We start from the raw sequence: 17,545 nt of genomic DNA, 5'->3' as shown, positions 1-17,545 counted from the left end.
GTGTGCCGTGTTCATCGCGGATGGTGGTGGCGGGGGAACGACGCCGACGACGCTGCCCGACTACAGCGGGGCGCAGCGCAAGTTGAGCATCGAACCCTCGGCGATCCCGGCCGCGCGCAAGGTGTTCGTGGACGCGTTGAACCAGCTCGAAGCGAGGCTCTCCGACGCGATGGAGCAGCTCCAGGCGAAGCCGTGGGCGGGCGACCCGGTGAGCGACGAGACCGCCCAGCGGTTCAACCAGGAGACCTTCGAAGCGGGTGACTCCGCCGGCCTGACCGCGCTCAAGGCGTACCGCGAGCAGCTCAAGGGCGTGGTCGACCAGCTCACCGCGATCGAGGCCGACTACCGGCGCGTCGAAGGCGACAACACCGCGTCCTGGGGACGCGTCAACAACGGCTGACCTTGCTGACCTACGCACCCGAGGGGGGCGAGCACGATGGGTGACCACCGCTGGCGCGGGTATGCCCACCCCGATCTCTACCGGATGATCAACGAGGGCCCGGGCGTCGCCGCGTCCCGACCGCTCGAGGACTCCTGGAAGTCGCTGTCCGAGGCCCTGGGGGAGATCGACACCTCCATCCAGGAGGGCCTGGCCAAGCTCGGCGCGAGCTGGGAGGGCGACACCGCGGACGCCACGCAGGCGTCGCTGTCGCCGCTCGGCGCGTGGGCGGCGGACGCCCAGCAGGGGTCGAGCACGATGGAGGCGTCGGCCCAGCTGCAGGCGGAGTACATCGCGAACGCCCGCAAGGAGATGCCGGAGCCGGTCGAGGTGACGACCGAGGCGCCGTCCCTGGGCGACAAGATCCTCGGCGGGCTGACCGGCCCGATCGGCATGATGCACGTCATCCAGCAGCAGCAGGACCACGAGCGGCAGGAAGCGGCGCAGGACAACGCCGAGGCCAAGGCCGTCGCGGTGATGAACAACTACCAGTCCAGCAGCGAGTGGAACGCCAACACGCTGGGCACGTTCGTCCCGCCGCCGAAGGTCGTGATCGACACGCCGCCGCCGGCCGGCGCGGGCGAGTACAACAACTCGAGCGCGAACTACACCGCCACGCCGACGTGGACGCCCCCGCGCGAGAGCGGCGGCACCACGAACACGTCGTGGGCCCCGCCGCCGACCGGCACGCCGGTGCCGGGCGTCACGCAGCTCCCGCCGACGGGTGGCACGACGAACCCGACGTGGGCGCCGCCGCCGACGGGCACCCCGGTCCCGACCCCGCCGCCGACGGTCACCCCGCCGGTGAACACCCCGGTCAAGCCCCCGTTCGTCACCCCGGTGCCGCCGCCCACGTGGACGCCGCCGAAGCCGCCCGGCAACGGCCCGCAGCTCCCGCCGAAGGTCCCGACCGGCCCCGGGCCGCGTCCGGGCGTGCCGACCGGCCGGCTGCCCGGCATGCCGGGCGTGCCCGGTGGTCCCGGCCCCCACGGCCCCGGCGGCCCCGGCGGCCTGCGCCCCGGGATGCCGGGGATGCCCGGCTCGGCCGGCGTGCCGGGCTCCGGCATGCCCGGCGGCGGTGCGCCCCACGGCGCGACCCCGGCCGGCGCGGCGGGGCGCGGCGGCGTGCCCGGCGGCTTCGGCCCCGGCGCGGGCGGCCCCGGCGCCGCGGGTCGTCCCGGCGCGGCCGGCGCGGGCATGGCCGGTGGCGCGGCCGGCGCGCACGGCGGCAACGGCGAGGACGACATCGAGCACAAGGCGGCCGACTACCTGGTCGAGACGAACGACGTGTTCGGCGACGACCGGCTCGTCGCGCCGCCGGTGATCGGCGAGCTGCCGCAGTAGTGGTCCGCCGGTGCACGGGCCCGCGCCGACCCGGTGCGGGCCCGTGTCCGGTGTTCAGGGACGGGGATGTCGGTGACGTACTTCGGGGGGCCCGCGGAGCGGGAGCCGATCACGCTCTCCGCCGAGGAGTTCGACGTGCTCTGGGAGCGCCTCGACCTCGGCCGGATGCCGCTGGTGATCAAGGTGCCCTCGCCGGGCAAGACCCACGCCGAGCGCGCCGCGCTGGAACGCCGGGTGTGGCAGGACATCGGCGCGCGCGGCCTCGGCGGGCCGACCGGGCTGCACCCCGAGCTGGACCACCTGCTGCGGCTGTTCAGCCGGCCCGAGCGGGAGGTCGACGGCCGGGTGTGGCTCGGCAGGAGCGTGCGGGTGCTCGCCGTGGCCAACGGCGACGACGGCGCGGTGGCCACGTTGACCGACTCCGGGCTCACGTTCCGCCGCGCGGCGGGCAGCGGCCTGCCCTCGGCCGTGCTGGCCGCGCTGCCCCCGCACCCCGCCGGCGTCGGGCACTCGGTCACCATGCCGAGCGCCGACCTGGAGGCCGCGGTCAGGAAGTCCGACGGCTCGCCCAAGAGCCTGGAGAACTCGCTGCGCGAGCACGGCGTGCGCCAGGAGGACGCGGTCGCGCTGGTGAAGATGTTCACCGGGCTCGTGCACACCGGCAACTTCGGCGCGGCGGCCCGGGACAAGTACGGCAAGCGGTGCCGGCCCGACCGGGTGGTCGCGTTCTTCGACACCGAGGAAGGCCGCTACCTGCAGCAGCGGCGGGCGTCGAACGGGTCGGTGCCGTGGAGCACGTTCAGCCCCACCGACTCGCGCCGGCTCGCCCACCAGGTCGAGGAGCTGCTCGCGGAAGCGGTGCGCGCGGCGCGGATCTGACCCCGGTGCCGTCCACTGTGGAGAGTGGCGGTCGGCGCGGGCCGACCCGGCCGGCGGCGTTAACCTGGGCGGGTGCCGTCGAAGCCCGTTGACCCCCACGAGGTGCGCGCCGCGGTCGAGGCCGTGCTGCCCTGGCTCGCCGGCGAGGCGGAGCGGCCGGACCGCCCGGTGCTGGCCGCCGCGGTGCGGCTGAGCCTGCGCACGCTGGAGCAGGTCGCGCCCGGCCGCAGCGTGGAGGTGCGGGTGCCGCCGTTCGCCGCCGTGCAGTGCGTGGCCGGACCCCGGCACACCCGCGGCACGCCGCCGAACGTGGTCGAGACCGACCCGCGCACGTGGCTGGAGCTGGCCGTGGGCCGGCTCGGCTGGGCCGAGGCGGTGGCCGACGCGAAGGTCACCGCGTCCGGGAGCCGGGCCGATCTCTCGACCCTGCTCCCGGTGCTCCGCTTCTAGCTAAGCTCGCCCCGTGAAGGCGCTCAAGGCGTGTGTCGCCGTCCTCGCGGTCGCAACCCTCCTCGCCGGCTGCGGCGGTGGCGAGTGGTCCGGCGAGGTCCGGTTCGAGGTCACCGAGGTCAAGCCCGACGAAACCCTCGTCTCCGGTGGCACGTGGCCGGGCCGGGTGTCCCTCCGGCTCGACCAGGACCAGCCGGACGGCGCCGCGCCGATCACCGCGCCGTGGGCCCCGCTCACCGAGGTGCCCGACGGCACGGCGGTCGGCGACGCGCTCGTCTGCACCGTGCGGCAGCGCGACGACAGCAAGCTCGACGACGCCGAACCGGCCCAGTCGATCGGGTCCTGCCGCAAGGCCTGAGGCGTCAGAACCAGGACCCGACGGTCTTGTCCCACGCCCGGCCGACGCCCTCGACCACGTCGCGGCCCAGCTCGACCGCGTCGCCCACCCCGCCGACGACCACGTCCACGGCGTCGTTGACGACCTCCTTGCCGGTGTTGAGCAGACCGGTGCCCGCCTCGGACCAGTTGCCGTTCAAGGCGTCCCGGCCGGCGTTGTAGAGGCCGGTGCCCGCGTCCACGGCGAGGTCCGCCGCGCCGACGGCCGTGCCGCCGACGAAGTCGACCACCGGCCCGACGCCGGGCAGGTGCGAGCCGGGCAGCGACGGGCCGAGCGGGTTCTCGTCCCAGTCCTGCGCGGTCACGGAGTCGCCGTTGCCGGTCGCGATCCGCGCCAGGTTCTGCACCGACTCCGAGCCCTGCGCGTAGTACTGCGAGTGCGCGCCCAGCGCGGACGTGCCGTCGGTGGTGCCGAAGGTGCGCGCGCCGAAGCGGTCGTCGTAGGGGCCCACGGACGAGCCGTCCTCGGTGAACCAGGTCTGGCTCGTGCCCTGCACGACCGGGTCGTGCTCGGTCGCGCCGACGTAGACGTGACCGGGGCCCGCCGAGAGCTGGTTGACGTTCGACGCGCCCACGCCGGGCGAGCCGACGAACGCGATGTCGTCCGCCGCCAGGCCGTTCATGCCCGCGTAGCCGACCGTGGTGGAGCCGTAGGAGTGGCCGATCACGGTCAGGTGCTGGCGGTTGCCCGCGGCCTCGGCGGCGGCGCGGTAGCCGTCGACGTCGGCGACGAGGTTCGCGCCGCCCTCGCGGGCCTGCGCCGGGTTGTCCACCTCGCCCGGCGCCCAGCCCGGCGCGTCGTAGCCGAGCCACTGGATGGTGGCGTTGCCGTCGGGACCCATGGCCTCGCGCAGGTTGGCCGCCTGCCCCACGGAGAAGCTGTCGAGGGTCGAACCGGTGCCGGGCACGGCGACCGCCAGGTTCCGCGCCGTGTCCGGGTCGCCGTACGCGATCGCCATGCCGCCGTCGCCGCGCGGGCCGTACGGGTCGTAGGCCAGCACGCGGACGTCGCTCTCCGGCCAGCCCTTGCCGCGGGCCAGCTCGGCCGCCTGGTTGACGCTGCTCTGCGCCTTCTCGGCGTTCTCCGCCTTGGTGGCGGCCTCCTGCCGCTGCTCGTGGAGCGCCGCGTACTCCGGGTCGTTCAGCAGCCGGGTCAGGTCGCCGGAGTCGTTCGGGTCGAGCCCCAGCTCCCGCGCCCGCGCGGCCAGCTGCCCGTCGAGCCGGTCGCGCTCCGCGCCGAAGCGCTGGATGTCGTCCTGGATGCGCGCGCGGTTCGCCTGGTCGAGGACGCCGGACGGCAGCCCGCGCAGTTGACCGAGTTCCTGGAACTTCGTGCGCAGCAGCTCGTCCTGCTGCTCCTTGGTCAGGGACTTCCACCAGGCGGCCACCTGCCGGGGGTCCGTGCCGGGGGCGGGCACGGTCGCGGTGGTGCGCAGCGCCGTGACGGCGGTGTTCCAGCCCGGGTCCTTGCCCGCCGTCTCCTCGAAGCCGGGGCGGATGCGGGTGAGGGCGTCGGCGTAGGAGCGCAGCACGCGCTCGTAGCTCGTCTTGACGTTGGTCAGCTGCTCGTTGACGCGGTTGGCCAGCTCCCGCGTCTGCGCCTCGTCCAGCCCCGGCGGGCGGCCGCGCCAGAAGTCGATGAGCTGGTCGGCGCTGCCCCGCATCTGCGCGTACGCGCGGGAGGCGGCCTGCACGACGTCCGCGCCGGCGCCCAGCCGCTCGCCCGCCACGGTCGCGGACCGGGTGGACAGCTCCGAGCGGGCCTTGAACCTGGTCGCGGCGTCGCCCTGCCAGGTGGACGTGGCGGTGGTGCCGCCCGCGGCGACGGACTGGCCCGCGCGGCCGACCGCGCTCATCGCGCCGGTGATGGGGTCGGCCGCGGCGGCGACGCGGCCCGCGTCGCCCGTGGCGAGCCGGCCGTACAGGACCTCCGGGTCGGTGTAGCTCACGCCATGCCCCCTTCGATGCCGCGGAAGGAGCTGTTCGAGTCGTCGTCGGCGCGCTGGTAGGCGTCGGCGTTCTCGGTGAGGCCGTCGCCGGCGTCGCGGTACCAGGCGCTGCCGCGCCGCAGGTCGTCCGACTGCTCGCCGGACCACCTGGCCAACGCGTCCACGAACTCCGCCGCCGCGGGGACCTGGCCCAGCGCGTCGGCGTCCAGCCGGAGCATGGAGATCAGCTCCGCGCCGTCGCCGGTCGCGTCCGCGCCGTCGTGGAACTCCTTGGACGCCGCCCGCAACGTCTCCGGTCGCACTCCGAACACGGTTACCCACCCTTCGTGCCGCTGCCGCCGGCAATGCGACGCGCCGTCACCCGCTCCGGTTCCCCCGCCCCACCGGTCAAGCCGGGTTCCCGAATCACTCAAAGGTGATCTTGCCGGCGTCGAACAGCAGTTCGACCATGGACGCATGACACTCCTGCTCGCCTCACCCCGGAATTGGGGCCTGCTCCTGCACCTCGGGTTCGCCGACCGGGTCCGCCGGCTGCTCGCCGACTTCCTCGCGCCGGCCCCCTGCCGGGCCCGTCACCGCGCCCTCTCCCCGGCCCGAATCCGCTGGCAGCGGTGGAAAGCCGGGGCCGTCCGCACCATCGCCACCGTGCTCGGCGTCGGCCCGGTGCCGTTGCCGGCCGCGGCCGGCGGACCGGCCGGGCAGGCGTCGGGCACGGCGGCGTGGAGCGCGGTGCACCCCCCACCCCGAACGGCCCAACCGCCGGGGGGCGACGAGCCCGCGGAGTGGACCGGCGGGCGCGACCGGCCGTTCCTCGTGCCGAAGCTCGAGCCGAAGTTGCGGATGCACCTCGACCTGGAACTCCCGCCGTGGACCCGGACGCGGGGCGTCACGGCGGTCGGGTCGCGGATCGAGCCGTGGGCCCATCCGCAGGCCGGCTCGTGGGCCTGGACCCGGCCCCCGTCCCCGGTCGAGTCGTGGCTCGCGGCGATCCCCGAGGTGCGGTTGGTGCTGGAGGGGGCGTCGGCCGTGGCGCCGGCGGTCGAGCCGTGGCGGGGGTCGGCCGCGACGCCGGCGATCGAGCCGTGGCGGGAGCCGGCCACCGGGCCGTGGCCCGAGTTGTGGCCCGGGTCGGCGGCGGTCGCGCCGGCGGTCGAGCCCTGGCGCGGGTCGGGCGTCGAGCGGGCGGCGTGGCCGGTCGTGGAGCCTTGGCGCGAGTCGACCGTCGAGTTGCGGCTCGGGCTCGCGGCGTCGCCGGTCGTGCCGGAGGTCGAGTCGTGGCGTCCGTCGGACGCCGGGCCGGTGCCGGGGGCGGGGCGGGCTGTCGTGCCGCCGGTCGGGTTGTGGCGCGAGTCGGAGGCCGAATCGGCGGGACCGGTGGGGGCGGCGGTCCCGCCGGAGGTCGAGTCGTGGTGCGAGACGACCACCGAGCTGTGGCTGGACCCGGAGCCGGGACCGGGCACCGGGGTGGGCGTCGAGGCGTGGGCCGAGCGCTCCGACCACGGCTTCACCGGCCACCTCGACGGGCCGGGGGCCGCCACCGCCGCGGCCACCGCCGCCGCGACCGCCTTCACCTGGACCCTGCCGCTCGACCCCACCGCCTCGTGGACCTCGGTCGCCCAACCGGCGGGCGCGTGGCCGCTCGCCGTCCACTCCGTCGTCAGCGAGCCGGAGGCCGACCCGGCCGTCTCCTGGTCCGCCGCCGTCCCGCCCGCGGTCGCCTGGCCGGTCGGGGAACCGGCCGCGACCCCCGATCCCTTCGCCGAGCCGGAAGTCGAGTCGGTGATCGAAGACCCGGATGCCGCATACGCCCTCGACCCGGCCGACCTCGATGTGGCCGCCCTCGATCCGGCCGGCCTCGACCCGAACGCTCTGGACCCGGCCGCCCTCGATTCGACCGCGCTCACCCCGGCCGCCGACGACCCAGTCGCTCCAGGCCCGGCCGCCGCCGGTTTCGCCGCCGCCGACGTGGCCGCTGACGACCTGGTTGCCGACCCAGCCGCTGTCGACCTCGCCGGCGTGGACCCCCTGGCCGACGACCCGGCCGACACGGGCGCGGAGGCCGGGGGCGGGTCGGCGGCCGGGGACTCCGAGGAGTGGGAGTTCCAGCCCGGCGACCTGATCCGCTGGTGGGAGGAGGCCATGGCCCGGTTGGACGAGTTGGCGGCCCTGGACGACGTCCGGGACCAGCCGTGGTGACCCGCCGTGCCGCGCCCCGTCGGGAAGTCGTTGTGATCCGACGGCACCGGCGGCGCGGTCGCTGCGTCGGTACGGGTGAAGGCCGGCGTCCCGCCGCCGGGGAGGCGACCCGTGCGGCACGATGGCGGCGCACCGATCGACGCGAGCGGGAGGCTGGACGTGCCGGCAGGTTGGACCACCCAGCGGTGGACCGAGGTCTTCACCGCCCAGGCGGGGATGTTCCGGGAGGCGGTCGGGAAGGCCGACCCCGCGGCGAAGGTGCCCAGCTGCCCCGGCTGGACGTTCACCGACCTGGCGCTGCACGTCGGCCGGTTCCTGGAGACGTCCCTGGAGTACCTGCGCACCGGCAGCACGGTCCGGCTCCGCCTGCCCAGCCCGCCCGCCGACGTGGCGCCGCTGGAGTACCTCGACGCCCAGCTGGCCAAGGCCGCCGAACTGCTCCCGGCCACCCCGGGCAACCGGACGGCGTGGACGTTCTCGCCGGCCGCGCCGGACCTGGCCTGGGTGTGGCACCGCCGCATCGCGCACGAGCTGGACCTGCGCCGCTGGGACGCCCAGGCGGCCCTGCGCGAGCTGGTGGTCGGCGACGCGGACTTCGCCGTCGACGGCATCGACGAGGCGCTCACCACCCTGCTGGCCGCCAAGTACGCCGCGGACGTGCCGCCGACCGCCAAGGGCACGGCCCTGGTGCAGCTCACCGACGTGCCCGAGGCGTGGGTGGTGACGTTCCAGCCCGGTGTGGTGCCCGAGGTGCGGGCGGCCTGGCCGGGCGAGGAGGCGGACCTGCTGATCACCGGCGAGGCGCAGCTCGTGCACTACGGCCTGTGGGGTCGCCTGCCCCTCAAGCACACGGGCGACGAGCAGGTGTGGTTCGCCCTCAAGCTGGACTGAGTGCGTTTGGTCACGTCACGGGGGTCCTGATGGGGGTGGTACCACCCCCGTCAGCCTTACACTCGATGGTGCAGCCCGACCTCGTCGCTAGGGAGCACCCGGTGGTCACCGACCATTCAGCAACCGGCCGCACTGACCCCGAAACCCAGGAAGAACGAGAACCCCGCGAGGAATGCGGTGTGTTCGGCGTCTGGGCCCCCGGTGAGGAGGTCGCCAAGCTCACCTACTACGGCCTCTACGCCCTCCAGCACCGCGGCCAGGAAGCCGCGGGCATCTCCGTCGGCGACGGCAGCCAGGTGGTGGTCTTCAAGGACCTCGGCCTGGTCAGCCAGGTGTTCGACGAGCAGGTGCTCCAGTCGCTGCGCGGCCACGTCGCGGTCGGCCACTGCCGCTACTCCACCACGGGCTCCACGACGTGGGAGAACGCGCAGCCGACGTTCCGCACCACGGCCACCGGCTCGGGCCTGTCGCTCGGCCACAACGGCAACCTGGTGAACACCGCCGAGCTGCTGGAGAAGGCCCGCGAGGTGGGCGTGGACACGAGCCACGGCGCGACCACCGACTCCGACCTGGTGTGCGGCCTGCTCGCCGCGCACGCCGCCGACATCGGCATCGAGCAGGCGGCCATGCGGCTGCTGCCGACGCTGCGCGGCGCGTTCTGCCTCACGTTCTCCGACGAGTCCACCCTCTACGCGGCCCGCGACCCGCAGGGCGTGCGCCCGCTGGTGCTGGGCCGGCTGGAGCGCGGCTGGGTCGTGGCCAGCGAGACGGCGGCGCTGGACATCGTCGGCGCGTCGTTCGTGCGCGAGGTCGAGCCGGGCGAGCTGATCGCGATCGACGAGAACGGCCTGCGGTCGAGCCGGTTCGCCAACCCCGAGCCCAAGGGCTGCATCTTCGAGTACGTCTACCTGGCCCGCCCGGACACCACGATCGCCGGCCGGTCGGTGCACGCCACCCGGGTGGAGATCGGCCGCCGGCTCGCCCTGGAGCACCCGGTGGAGGCCGACCTGGTCATCCCGGTGCCCGAGTCGGGCACGCCGGCCGCCATCGGTTACGCCCAGGCCAGCGGCATCCCGTACGGGTCGGGCCTGGTCAAGAACGCCTACGTTGGCCGCACGTTCATCCAGCCGTCGCAGACGATCCGCCAGCTGGGCATCCGGCTGAAGCTGAACCCGCTGCGCGACGTGATCCGCGGCAAGCGGCTGGTCGTGGTGGACGACTCGATCGTGCGCGGCAACACGCAGCGCGCCCTGGTCCGGATGCTGCGCGAGGCGGGCGCGGTCGAGGTGCACGTGCGGATCGCGTCGCCGCCGGTCAAGTGGCCGTGCTTCTACGGCATCGACTTCGCGTCCCGGGCCGAGCTGATCGCCAACGGCCTGGACACCGACGGCATCCGCCGCTCGATCGGCGCGGACTCGCTGGGCTACGTGTCGCTGGAGGAGCTGATCGCGGCCAGCGAGCAGCCCAGGACGCGGCTGTGCAGCGCGTGCTTCGACGGCGAGTACCCGATCCCGCTGCCCGAGGACGCCTTGATCGGCAAGCACCTGCTCGAGGGGATCCGGGGTGTCGCGGGCTCGGCGGCCCCCGTCCTGGCGAACGGGTACGGTGCCGAGGACGCCCTGCGCCGCCCCTGACCGCCGGCGGGCCGGGCGCGTGCCCGGATGACCAGATGCCCTGAATGTGGATGCCCGAAATCGTGGAGCACAGAGACGTGACGGACAGCGCCAAGGCGACCTACGCCGCAGCTGGAGTAAGCATCGAAGCCGGCGACGAGGCGGTGGAGAAGCTCAAGCCGTGGGCGGCGAAGGCGCAGCGTCCCGAGGTGCTCGGCGGGATCGGCGGCTTCGCGGGCCTGTTCCAGCTCAAGCTCGACCGCTGGAAGGAGCCGGTGCTCGCGTCCTCGACCGACGGCGTCGGCACCAAGATCGCGGTCGCGCAGGCGTTGGACAAGCACGACACGATCGGCGTCGACCTGGTCGCGATGGTCGTGGACGACCTGGTGGTGTGCGGCGCGGAGCCGTTGTTCCTGCAGGACTACATCGCGGTCGGCCGGGTCGTGCCGGACAAGGTCGCGGCGCTGGTCAAGGGTATCTCCGAGGGCTGCGTGCTGGCGGGGTGCGCGTTGCTGGGCGGTGAGACCGCCGAGCACCCGGGCCTGATGGGCGAGAACGACTACGACATCTCCGGCACGGGTGTCGGCGTGGTCGAGGCGTCCGCGATGCTCGGCCCGGACCGGGTGCGCGCGGGTGACGTGGTCATCGCCATGGGCTCCTCGGGCCTGCACTCGAACGGGTACTCCCTGGCGCGGCACGTGCTGCTGGAGATCGCCCGGATGCCGCTGGAGGGCCACGTCGAGGAGTTCGGCCGCACCCTCGGCGAGGAGATGCTGGAGCCGACCCGCATCTACGCCAAGGACTGCCTGGCGTTGGCCGCCGAGGCGGAGGTGCGGACGTTCGCGCACGTCACCGGCGGCGGCCTGGCGGCGAACCTGGCCCGCGTGCTGCCTCGGGGCCTGCGCGCCGAGCTGAACCGCGGCACGTGGACGCCCGCGCCGGTGTTCGCCCTGATCGCCCAGCGCGGCCGGGTGGAGCGCGACGAGATGGAGAAGACGTTCAACATGGGCGTCGGCATGGTCGCGGTGGTCGCGCCCGAGGACGTGGACCGCGCCCTGGCCGTGCTCACGGCCCGCCACGTGCCCGCGTGGGTGCTGGGCGACGTGGTCCGTTCGGACGAGCCGGGCGCCGTCCTGGTGGGCGACCACCCGCGGTTCTAGTCACCGGGGCAACCTCCGCCGGTCGCCGATCCGTACCAAGCGGCGACCGAGGAGGGTGCCCGAGTGGATCGCGATCGTGAGTTCGGCGAGTACGTCGACGCCCGCGCGCTGGTGATGCGCAGGACCGCGTACCTGCTGTGCGGTGACTGGCACCGCGCCGAGGACCTGGTGCAGACCGCGCTGACGAAGCTGTACGTCGCCTGGCCGCGGGTCCGCCGGGACGGCGCGGTGGACGCCTACGCCCGGAAGGTGCTGGTCCGGGCGGCGATCGACGACTCGCGGCGCGCGTTCCGGCGGCGGGAGACGGTCGTGGACGAGGTGCCGGACGTGCCGGTCGCCGGCGCCGGGTCGGACTTCGACGTGCGCCGCGCGCTGGCGTCGTTGCCGGCGGGCCAGCGCACGGTGGTCGTGCTGCGGTACTGGGAGGACCTGAGCGTCACCGAGACCGCGCGCCTCCTCGGTCGCACCGAAGGCACCGTGAAGAGCCAGGCGGCCAAGGGCTTGGCCGCGCTGCGCCACCTTCTCGGGCACGACGTCCTGGAGGAGCGGCGATGACCGACATCAAGCAGGTTCTGGCCGTCGCGGTCGCGGACGAGCCGCCGATGGCCGTGGACAAGGCGGCGCTCGTCGCCAGGGGCAGGCGGCGGGTCGCGTTCCGGCGCGGCTCGCTGGTCGCGGTCGCGCTGGTGGCGGCGGGGGCGGTGGTCCTGCCGGTCGCGCTGTGGCCGGTGGGGGACGTGCCGGTCGCCGGCTCGTCCACATCGCCGTTCGCGTCGCCGTCCGCGTCGGTGCACATGCTGGGCGTTCTCCCGCTGCCGAACGAGCCGGGGTCGACGCCGCCGAGGCCGGTGACCGCCGAGCGCGCGGCGGAGCTGACGGCGGCGTTGCGGGCGGCGTTGCCCGCGGACGTGGTGGCGAAGCCGCTCGACGGCCGGCCGCCGTTGGAGCTGGTCGTGCCGGAGGACGTGCCGCAGACCTACTTCTCCTACACCGACGTGACGACATCGCGCGGCCGCGGCTCGGTGGCGGTGATGATCCGCATGGGCACGGCGGGGCAGGACTGCCTCCTGATCGACCAGACGCGGTGCGAGGAGTGGGACGAGGGCGGCCGGCACTTCAGGTTGCACCGGCCGTTGCTGCCGGCGGGCGAGGTGATCGAGCTGGTCGTCCGGCAGCCCGACGGGTCGGCGGTGACCGTGCTGTCGGCGGGGTCGCGCCTGGACGGTCAGGAGCGCGGCGGTCCGGCGCCGCTGGACTACGGCGAGGTGCTAAAGCTGGCGACGTCGGCGGGGTTGGGCTTCTAACCTGGACGCGTGGCCGAGGACTTGACCGTGACGAGGACGCTGGTGGTGCCGGCGGCCGAGTTGAGCGAGCGGTTCTCCCGCTCCTCCGGCCCCGGCGGCCAGGGCGTGAACACGGCGGACAGCCGGGTCGAGCTGAGCTTCGACCTGGCGTCCTCGCCGTCCGTGCCGGACCGGCTGCGCGACCGGATGCTCGACCGGCTGGGGAAGCGCCTGGTGGACGGTGTGCTCACGGTCGTGGCGAGCGAGCACCGGGCGCAGTTGCAGAACCGCCAGGCGGCCCGCGAGCGGCTGGCCCGGATCCTGCGCGACGCCGCGGCCGCGCCGCCGCCGGTGCGCCGCCCGACCAAGCCGACCAAGGGCTCGAAGGAACGCCGGATCGCGGAGAAGAAGCGCCGCGCCCGGACGAAGGAGGGCCGTCGGGGCGGCGGCTGGGACTAGGGTCCCGGTGCGTGACCGAACCCGAGTTCCTGACCATGACCCGGACCGCCTACGACACCGTCGCCCGCAGCTACGCCGACCTGGCGCGCGACCTCCTCGCCGACAGCCCGGCGGACCGGGCGGTGCTCGGGTTGTTCGCCGAGCTGGTGAGCGGCCCGGTGGCGGACGTCGGTTGCGGCCCCGGTCGGATCTCCGGTCACCTGAAAGGGCTGGGCGTGGACGTCTTCGGGGTCGACCTGTCGCCGGAGATGGTCGCGGTGGCCCGGCGCGAGCACCCGGACGTGCGGTTCGAGGTGGGGTCGATGCTCGACCTGGACCTGCCGGACGGCGCGCTGGGCGGCGCGGTGGCCTGGTACTCGGTGATCCACGTGCCGTGGGAGGAGCACCCGGCGGTGTTCGCCGAGTTCCACCGCGTCCTCGCGCCCGGCGGCCTGCTGCTGATGGCGTTCCAGGTGGGCGACACCGTCCGCCGGCACGAGCAGGGCTACGGGCACGACATCCTGCTGGACGTGTACCGGCTGGACCCCGACCGGGTGCTCGGGCAGCTCGCCGAGGCCGGGTTCGAGCCGCACACCCGCGTGGAGCGGGAACCCGTCGACCCGCAGTGGGAGAAGACGCCGCAGGGCTACCTGATCGTGCGCAAGAGCGGTCAGCCGAGCCAGACGTAGAGGCGTTCGGGCCGCCCGGTGCCGCCGTACTTGAGCCGCACCTCGGCCTTGCCGGTGCTGACGAAGTGCTCCAGGTACCGGCGGGCCGACACGCGGGCCAGCTCCGTGGCGTCCGCGCACTCGCTGGCCGTCACGGGGCGGTCCCGCAGCACCCGTTCCACCAGTGCCGCGGTCTGGGCCGTCAGGCCCTTCGGCAGACCGGGCGCGCTGCGCGGCCGGGCGCCGAACACCTGGTCCACGTCGGCCTGGCCGGCCGAGGCGAGCTGGTCGAGCCGCCGGTCGAGGGCGGCGAAGTGGGCGAGCTGGTCGCGCAGCGCGGCGTACTCGAACGGCTTGATCAGGTAGTGCAGCACCCCGCCGCGCAGCGCGCTGCGCACCGTGTCCACGTCCGTCGCCGCGGTGATCACGATGACGTCCACGTCGTCCGCCAGGCCGCGCAGCTCCCGCAGCACGGCCAGGCCGTCCACGTCGGGCAGGTAGACGTCCAGCAGCACGAGGTCCGGCCGCAGCTCCCGGACCAGCCGCAACGCCTCCGCGCCGGTGTGCGCGACGCCGACGACCTCGAAGCCGGGCGTGCGCGCGACGTACCCGCTGTGGACCTTCGCGACCATGAAGTCGTCGTCCACGACCAGGACCCTGATCACACCGGCACCTCCACGGGCAGCCGGGCGGTGAACACCGCGCCGTCCTCGTTGCGCACGCCCACGGACCCGCCGCGCCGCAGGCACGCCTGCCGGATCAGCGCCAGGCCGAGCCCGCGCTGACCCTGTTCGGCGGCCTTGGTGGTGAACCCGTGCCGGAACACCTCCTCGGCCAGGCCCGCCGCCACGCCCGGCCCCGAGTCCCGCACCACGACCACGACCTCGTCGGGCGACGACCGCACCGACACCTCGACCCACCCCCGTTCCGACAGCGCGTCGAGCGCGTTGTCCACCAGGTTCCCGATCACCGTGACGAGGTCGGTGGACAGCGCCTCGTCGACCTCGCCGAGCGAGCTGTCCGGCGCCATCCGCAGGCCGATGCCGCGCTCGGCGGCGAGGCTCGACTTGGCCACCAGCAGCGCCGCCACCGCCGGGTCGGCGACCTTCGAGGCCACCTCGGCGCGCCACGCGCCCTGCGCGGTGTTGATGCGGCTGATGAAGCCGCGCACCTCGTCGTACTCGCCCAGCTCGACCAGGCCGGCGATGGTGTGCAGGCGGTTGCTGAACTCGTGCGCCTGCGCGCGCAGGGTGTCGGTGGCGTGCCGGTTCGCGTCCAGCTCGTCGCGCAACGCGGTCAGCTCGGTGCGGTCGCGCAGGGTGACCACGGCGCCGTGCACGTCCAGCGGCATGTGGTTCAGGGTGAGCACGCGGCCACCGGCCAGGGCGAGCTGGTCCACGCCGGTCGCGCGGCCGGTCAGCACGTCGCGCAGCCGGTCGTCCAGGTCCAGGTCGGCCACCGACCGGCCGACCGCGTCCGGCGGCAGCGCCAGCAGGTCGCGGGCGTGGTCGTTGACCAGCGTGATCCGGTGCTGCGGGTCGAGCGCGACGACGCCCTCCTTGATGCCGTGCAGCAGTGCCTCCCGGTACTCGACCAGCGCGGTGATCTCGTGCGGCTCCAGGCCCAGCGTCTGGTTCTTGACCCGCCGCGCGAGCAGCAGCGACCCGGTGACGCCGATGACCAGCGCCACGCCGAGCAGCCGCAGCGCGTTGTCCGGGGAGTCCAGCACACCGTCCCAGAAGCCCGGCGCCTGCGTCCCCGCGGCGACCAGGCCGACCACCTCGCCGTCGTCGCCGATCACCGGCACGTGCGCCACGGTCGCGCCGCCCACCTCGCCGACCCACGACCGGCCCGCCAACGCCGTGCTGCCGCCGAGGTCGAGCACCTCGCCGACCTGGCCGGGGTCCGGCGAGGTCAGGACCTTGCGGTCCGGGCCGGTGATGATCACGTAGCTGGCGCCGGACAGGCTGCGGGCGCTCTCCGCGAACGGCGCGAGCGCGTAGTGCCGCAGCGGGTCGGCCAACGACGCCCGGACGCCCGCGGTCGCGGCGACGTCCTCGGCCACGGACAACATCCGGCGTCCCTCGGTCGTGCGGAAGTTGTTGCCCGCCTGGACGACGGACAGCACGCCGACCGCGCCCAGCAACGCGACGACCACGACGAGTTGCCACGCGAGCAGCTGACGGGCCAGCGATCCACGCGTCCCCATCGGCACCTCCGTGACCAGAAAGAACAAAAGAACCCTTAGGCGCGCAAGCGGGACTTCCCTGTTTACACGAGTGCAACATGTCCAACCACGCGGAAGAGAGGCGGGGATCACAGTGCGGATCAGGAACTGGCTCGCGGTCGTCGGCGCGTTGGCGGTCGTCGTCCTCGTGCCGCCGTTGCTGACGTCCGGCGCGGACACGTCGTCGTCGTTGCGGAGCCTGCGCGTGCTGGTGCCGAACGCGCCGGGCGGCGGCTACGACGTCACGGCGCGCACCGCCGCGAAGGCGATGGAGGACGCGGAGCTGATCCGCAACACCGAGGTGTTCAACCTGCCGGGCGCGGGCGGCACGGTCGGTCTCGGCCGGACGGTCAGCGAGCGCGGCAACGGCAAGCTCGTCATGTCGATGGGCCTGGGCGTGGTCGGCAGCGTCTACACCAACAAGGCGCCGTCGTCGCTGCTGGACACCACGCCGATCGCGAAGCTGATCGAGGAGCCGGACATCGTCGTGGTCGGCAAGGACTCGCCGTACCGGACGCTGGCCGACCTCGTCGCGGCGTGGAAGGCGAACCCGGGCGCGGTGACGGTCGGCGGCGGCTCGTCGCCCGGCGGGCCGGACCACCTCGCCCCGATGCTGATCGCCAAGGCGGTCGGGCTGGACCCGCGGCACGTCAACTACATCCCGTTCGACGGCGGCGGCGAGCTGCTGGCGTCGGTGCTGGGCGGGAAGGTCGCGTTCGGCGTGTCGGGCGTCGGCGAGTACCGGGACCAGATCGAGGCCGGGCAGATCCGGGTGCTGGCGGTGACGAGCGGGTCGCGGCTGTCGGGTGTGGACGCGCCGACGCTGCGCGAGTCCGGGGTGGACGTCGAGTTCAACAACTGGCGCGGCGTGGTCGCGCCGCCGGGGATCTCCGACGCCGACCGGGCCCGGCTGGTGGACCTGTTCAGCGACCTGCACGGCACCCCGCAGTGGCGGGAGGCGCTGGCGCGCAACGGCTGGACCGACGCGTTCGCGCCCGGTGACGAGTTCGGCCGGTTCCTGCGCGCCGAGAACGACCGGGTGGCGACCGTCCTCAAGGACCTGGGGTTGGCATGAGTGGAGGGTTGGGCGTGCACAAGGCGGTGAACAAGCCCTGGAGCCGGGCGTGGCTGCGGGAGCGGTCGGAGCTCGGCGTGTCCGCAGTGCTGGTCGCGCTGGGCGTGCTGGTCCTGGTCGACGCGATCCGGATCCACACCGACTTCGCGCAGCGCGGCCCGGTGGGGCCGAAGGCGGTGCCGGTCGTGGTCGGCGTCGGGCTGGTCGTGGTCGCCGCGCTGCTCGCGCGGGACGTGCTGCGCGGCGGCCGGGGCGAGGCCGAGGGCGGCGAGGACGTGGACCTCTCCGCGCCCGCGGACTGGCGGACCGTGCTGCTGCTGTGCGGCGCGTTCCTGGCGAACGCGGCGCTGATCGGCGTGGTCGGCTTCCCGATCTCCGGCGCGGTCCTGTTCTGGGGCGCGGCCTACGCGCTGGGCAGCCGGAACTTCGTCCGCGACCCGCTGCTCGCCGCCGGTCTGTCGGTGGTGACGTTCCTGTTGTTCAACAACCTCCTCGGCGTGCCGCTGCCGGGTGGTCCGCTGGTGGGGATGTTCTGAC

At 74.4% G+C, this 17,545-nt stretch carries 19 protein-coding genes; 15 read left to right on the top strand and 4 right to left on the bottom strand.

Annotation, left to right across the window (positions count from 1 at the left end; all coding sequences use genetic code 11):
* Positions 1 to 7 precede the first annotated feature (7 nt).
* From ACWEFJ_RS01710 to ACWEFJ_RS01690, 5 genes are all read left to right on the top strand, one after another.
* Positions 8 to 400, top strand: a complete 393-nt coding sequence (locus ACWEFJ_RS01710; protein WP_378097066.1) for a transcriptional regulator — start codon at positions 8 to 10, stop codon at positions 398 to 400.
* Positions 401 to 436: 36 nt separating this feature from the next.
* Positions 437 to 1,783: a PPE domain-containing protein gene (locus tag ACWEFJ_RS01705; RefSeq protein WP_449712592.1), complete on the top strand. Its 1,347-nt coding sequence runs from the start codon at positions 437 to 439 to the stop codon at positions 1,781 to 1,783.
* 66 nt (positions 1,784 to 1,849) lie between these two features.
* Positions 1,850 to 2,662: an ESX secretion-associated protein EspG gene (locus ACWEFJ_RS01700; RefSeq protein WP_378088765.1), complete on the top strand. Its 813-nt coding sequence runs from the start codon at positions 1,850 to 1,852 to the stop codon at positions 2,660 to 2,662.
* A 72-nt stretch (positions 2,663 to 2,734) separates the two neighbouring features.
* Positions 2,735 to 3,112, top strand: a complete 378-nt coding sequence (locus ACWEFJ_RS01695; protein ID WP_378088767.1) for a sterol carrier family protein — start codon at positions 2,735 to 2,737, stop codon at positions 3,110 to 3,112.
* A 13-nt stretch (positions 3,113 to 3,125) separates the two neighbouring features.
* Positions 3,126 to 3,470, top strand: a complete 345-nt coding sequence (locus ACWEFJ_RS01690) for a hypothetical protein (protein WP_378088769.1) — start codon at positions 3,126 to 3,128, stop codon at positions 3,468 to 3,470.
* 4 nt (positions 3,471 to 3,474) lie between these two features.
* Here ACWEFJ_RS01690 and ACWEFJ_RS01685 read toward each other — a convergent pair whose 3' ends face one another.
* Both ACWEFJ_RS01685 and ACWEFJ_RS01680 read right to left on the bottom strand, forming a co-directional pair.
* Positions 3,475 to 5,457 (bottom strand): alpha/beta hydrolase, encoded by a 1,983-nt coding sequence (locus ACWEFJ_RS01685; RefSeq protein ID WP_449712591.1) that lies wholly within the window; start codon positions 5,455 to 5,457, stop codon positions 3,475 to 3,477.
* Positions 5,454 to 5,768 carry a hypothetical protein gene (locus ACWEFJ_RS01680; RefSeq protein ID WP_449712590.1) on the bottom strand — a complete coding sequence of 105 codons (315 nt, stop codon included), beginning with the start codon at positions 5,766 to 5,768 and terminating at the stop codon, positions 5,454 to 5,456. The genes ACWEFJ_RS01685 and ACWEFJ_RS01680 overlap by 4 nt, the downstream gene beginning before the upstream one ends.
* A 145-nt stretch (positions 5,769 to 5,913) precedes the next feature.
* On the opposite strand from ACWEFJ_RS01680, the gene ACWEFJ_RS01675 reads away from it, so the two are divergent.
* From ACWEFJ_RS01675 to ACWEFJ_RS01640, 8 genes are all read left to right on the top strand, one after another.
* Complete coding sequence (locus ACWEFJ_RS01675) at positions 5,914 to 7,653, top strand: hypothetical protein (RefSeq protein ID WP_449712589.1); 1,740 nt, start codon at positions 5,914 to 5,916, stop codon at positions 7,651 to 7,653.
* A 111-nt stretch (positions 7,654 to 7,764) separates the two neighbouring features.
* Positions 7,765 to 8,544 carry a maleylpyruvate isomerase N-terminal domain-containing protein gene (locus tag ACWEFJ_RS01670; RefSeq protein ID WP_449712588.1) on the top strand — a complete coding sequence of 260 codons (780 nt, stop codon included), beginning with the start codon at positions 7,765 to 7,767 and terminating at the stop codon, positions 8,542 to 8,544.
* A 101-nt stretch (positions 8,545 to 8,645) separates the two neighbouring features.
* Positions 8,646 to 10,178 (top strand): amidophosphoribosyltransferase, encoded by a 1,533-nt coding sequence (purF, locus tag ACWEFJ_RS01665; protein ID WP_378088785.1) that lies wholly within the window; start codon positions 8,646 to 8,648, stop codon positions 10,176 to 10,178.
* Positions 10,179 to 10,255: 77 nt separating this feature from the next.
* The gene (gene purM, locus ACWEFJ_RS01660) at positions 10,256 to 11,317 is read left to right on the top strand and encodes a phosphoribosylformylglycinamidine cyclo-ligase (protein ID WP_449712642.1); all 1,062 of its coding nucleotides are present in this window, start codon (positions 10,256 to 10,258) and stop codon (positions 11,315 to 11,317) included.
* A 63-nt stretch (positions 11,318 to 11,380) separates the two neighbouring features.
* Positions 11,381 to 11,872 (top strand): SigE family RNA polymerase sigma factor, encoded by a 492-nt coding sequence (locus tag ACWEFJ_RS01655; RefSeq protein ID WP_378088790.1) that lies wholly within the window; start codon positions 11,381 to 11,383, stop codon positions 11,870 to 11,872.
* A complete protein-coding gene (locus ACWEFJ_RS01650) occupies positions 11,869 to 12,621 on the top strand; it encodes a hypothetical protein (RefSeq protein ID WP_449712587.1) in 753 nt (250 codons plus the stop codon). Before ACWEFJ_RS01655 ends, ACWEFJ_RS01650 begins: the two co-directional genes overlap by 4 nt.
* Before the next feature lie 9 nt (positions 12,622 to 12,630).
* Positions 12,631 to 13,059, top strand: a complete 429-nt coding sequence (gene arfB / locus ACWEFJ_RS01645) for an alternative ribosome rescue aminoacyl-tRNA hydrolase ArfB (protein WP_378088794.1) — start codon at positions 12,631 to 12,633, stop codon at positions 13,057 to 13,059.
* 11 nt (positions 13,060 to 13,070) lie between these two features.
* The gene (locus tag ACWEFJ_RS01640) at positions 13,071 to 13,727 is read left to right on the top strand and encodes a class I SAM-dependent DNA methyltransferase (RefSeq protein ID WP_378088796.1); all 657 of its coding nucleotides are present in this window, start codon (positions 13,071 to 13,073) and stop codon (positions 13,725 to 13,727) included.
* Here ACWEFJ_RS01640 and ACWEFJ_RS01635 read toward each other — a convergent pair.
* Both ACWEFJ_RS01635 and ACWEFJ_RS01630 read right to left on the bottom strand, forming a co-directional pair.
* Positions 13,709 to 14,371 carry a response regulator gene (locus tag ACWEFJ_RS01635; protein WP_378088798.1) on the bottom strand — a complete coding sequence of 221 codons (663 nt, stop codon included), beginning with the start codon at positions 14,369 to 14,371 and terminating at the stop codon, positions 13,709 to 13,711. The genes ACWEFJ_RS01640 and ACWEFJ_RS01635 overlap by 19 nt on opposite strands.
* The gene (locus tag ACWEFJ_RS01630; protein ID WP_378088800.1) at positions 14,368 to 15,915 is read right to left on the bottom strand and encodes a sensor histidine kinase; all 1,548 of its coding nucleotides are present in this window, start codon (positions 15,913 to 15,915) and stop codon (positions 14,368 to 14,370) included. The genes ACWEFJ_RS01635 and ACWEFJ_RS01630 overlap by 4 nt, the downstream gene beginning before the upstream one ends.
* A 112-nt stretch (positions 15,916 to 16,027) precedes the next feature.
* Here ACWEFJ_RS01630 and ACWEFJ_RS01625 point away from each other — a divergent pair, with 112 nt between their 5' ends.
* Positions 16,028 to 17,008: a Bug family tripartite tricarboxylate transporter substrate binding protein gene (locus tag ACWEFJ_RS01625; RefSeq protein ID WP_378088802.1), complete on the top strand. Its 981-nt coding sequence runs from the start codon at positions 16,028 to 16,030 to the stop codon at positions 17,006 to 17,008.
* Positions 17,005 to 17,544 carry a tripartite tricarboxylate transporter TctB family protein gene (locus ACWEFJ_RS01620; RefSeq protein ID WP_378088805.1) on the top strand — a complete coding sequence of 180 codons (540 nt, stop codon included), beginning with the start codon at positions 17,005 to 17,007 and terminating at the stop codon, positions 17,542 to 17,544. Before ACWEFJ_RS01625 ends, ACWEFJ_RS01620 begins: the two co-directional genes overlap by 4 nt.
* Position 17,545 lies beyond the last annotated feature (1 nt).

This window comes from Actinosynnema sp. NPDC004786 (assembly GCF_053601135.1).
The sequence above is the reverse complement of the archived record's forward strand: the minus strand, read 5'-3'. Positions and strand labels throughout refer to the sequence as shown.

Excerpts from the sequence above, each read along its gene's own strand:
- ACWEFJ_RS01705 (WP_449712592.1), top strand. The coding sequence starts at position 437 with ATGGGTGACCACCGCTGGCGCGGGTATGCCCACCCCGATCTCTACCGG.
- ACWEFJ_RS01700 (WP_378088765.1), top strand. The coding sequence starts at position 1,850 with ATGTCGGTGACGTACTTCGGGGGGCCCGCGGAGCGGGAGCCGATCACG.
- ACWEFJ_RS01675 (WP_449712589.1), top strand. The coding sequence starts at position 5,914 with ATGACACTCCTGCTCGCCTCACCCCGGAATTGGGGCCTGCTCCTGCAC.
- ACWEFJ_RS01650 (WP_449712587.1), top strand. The coding sequence starts at position 11,869 with ATGACCGACATCAAGCAGGTTCTGGCCGTCGCGGTCGCGGACGAGCCG.
- ACWEFJ_RS01630 (WP_378088800.1), bottom strand. The coding sequence starts at position 15,915 with ATGGGGACGCGTGGATCGCTGGCCCGTCAGCTGCTCGCGTGGCAACTC.
- ACWEFJ_RS01620 (WP_378088805.1), top strand. The coding sequence starts at position 17,005 with ATGAGTGGAGGGTTGGGCGTGCACAAGGCGGTGAACAAGCCCTGGAGC.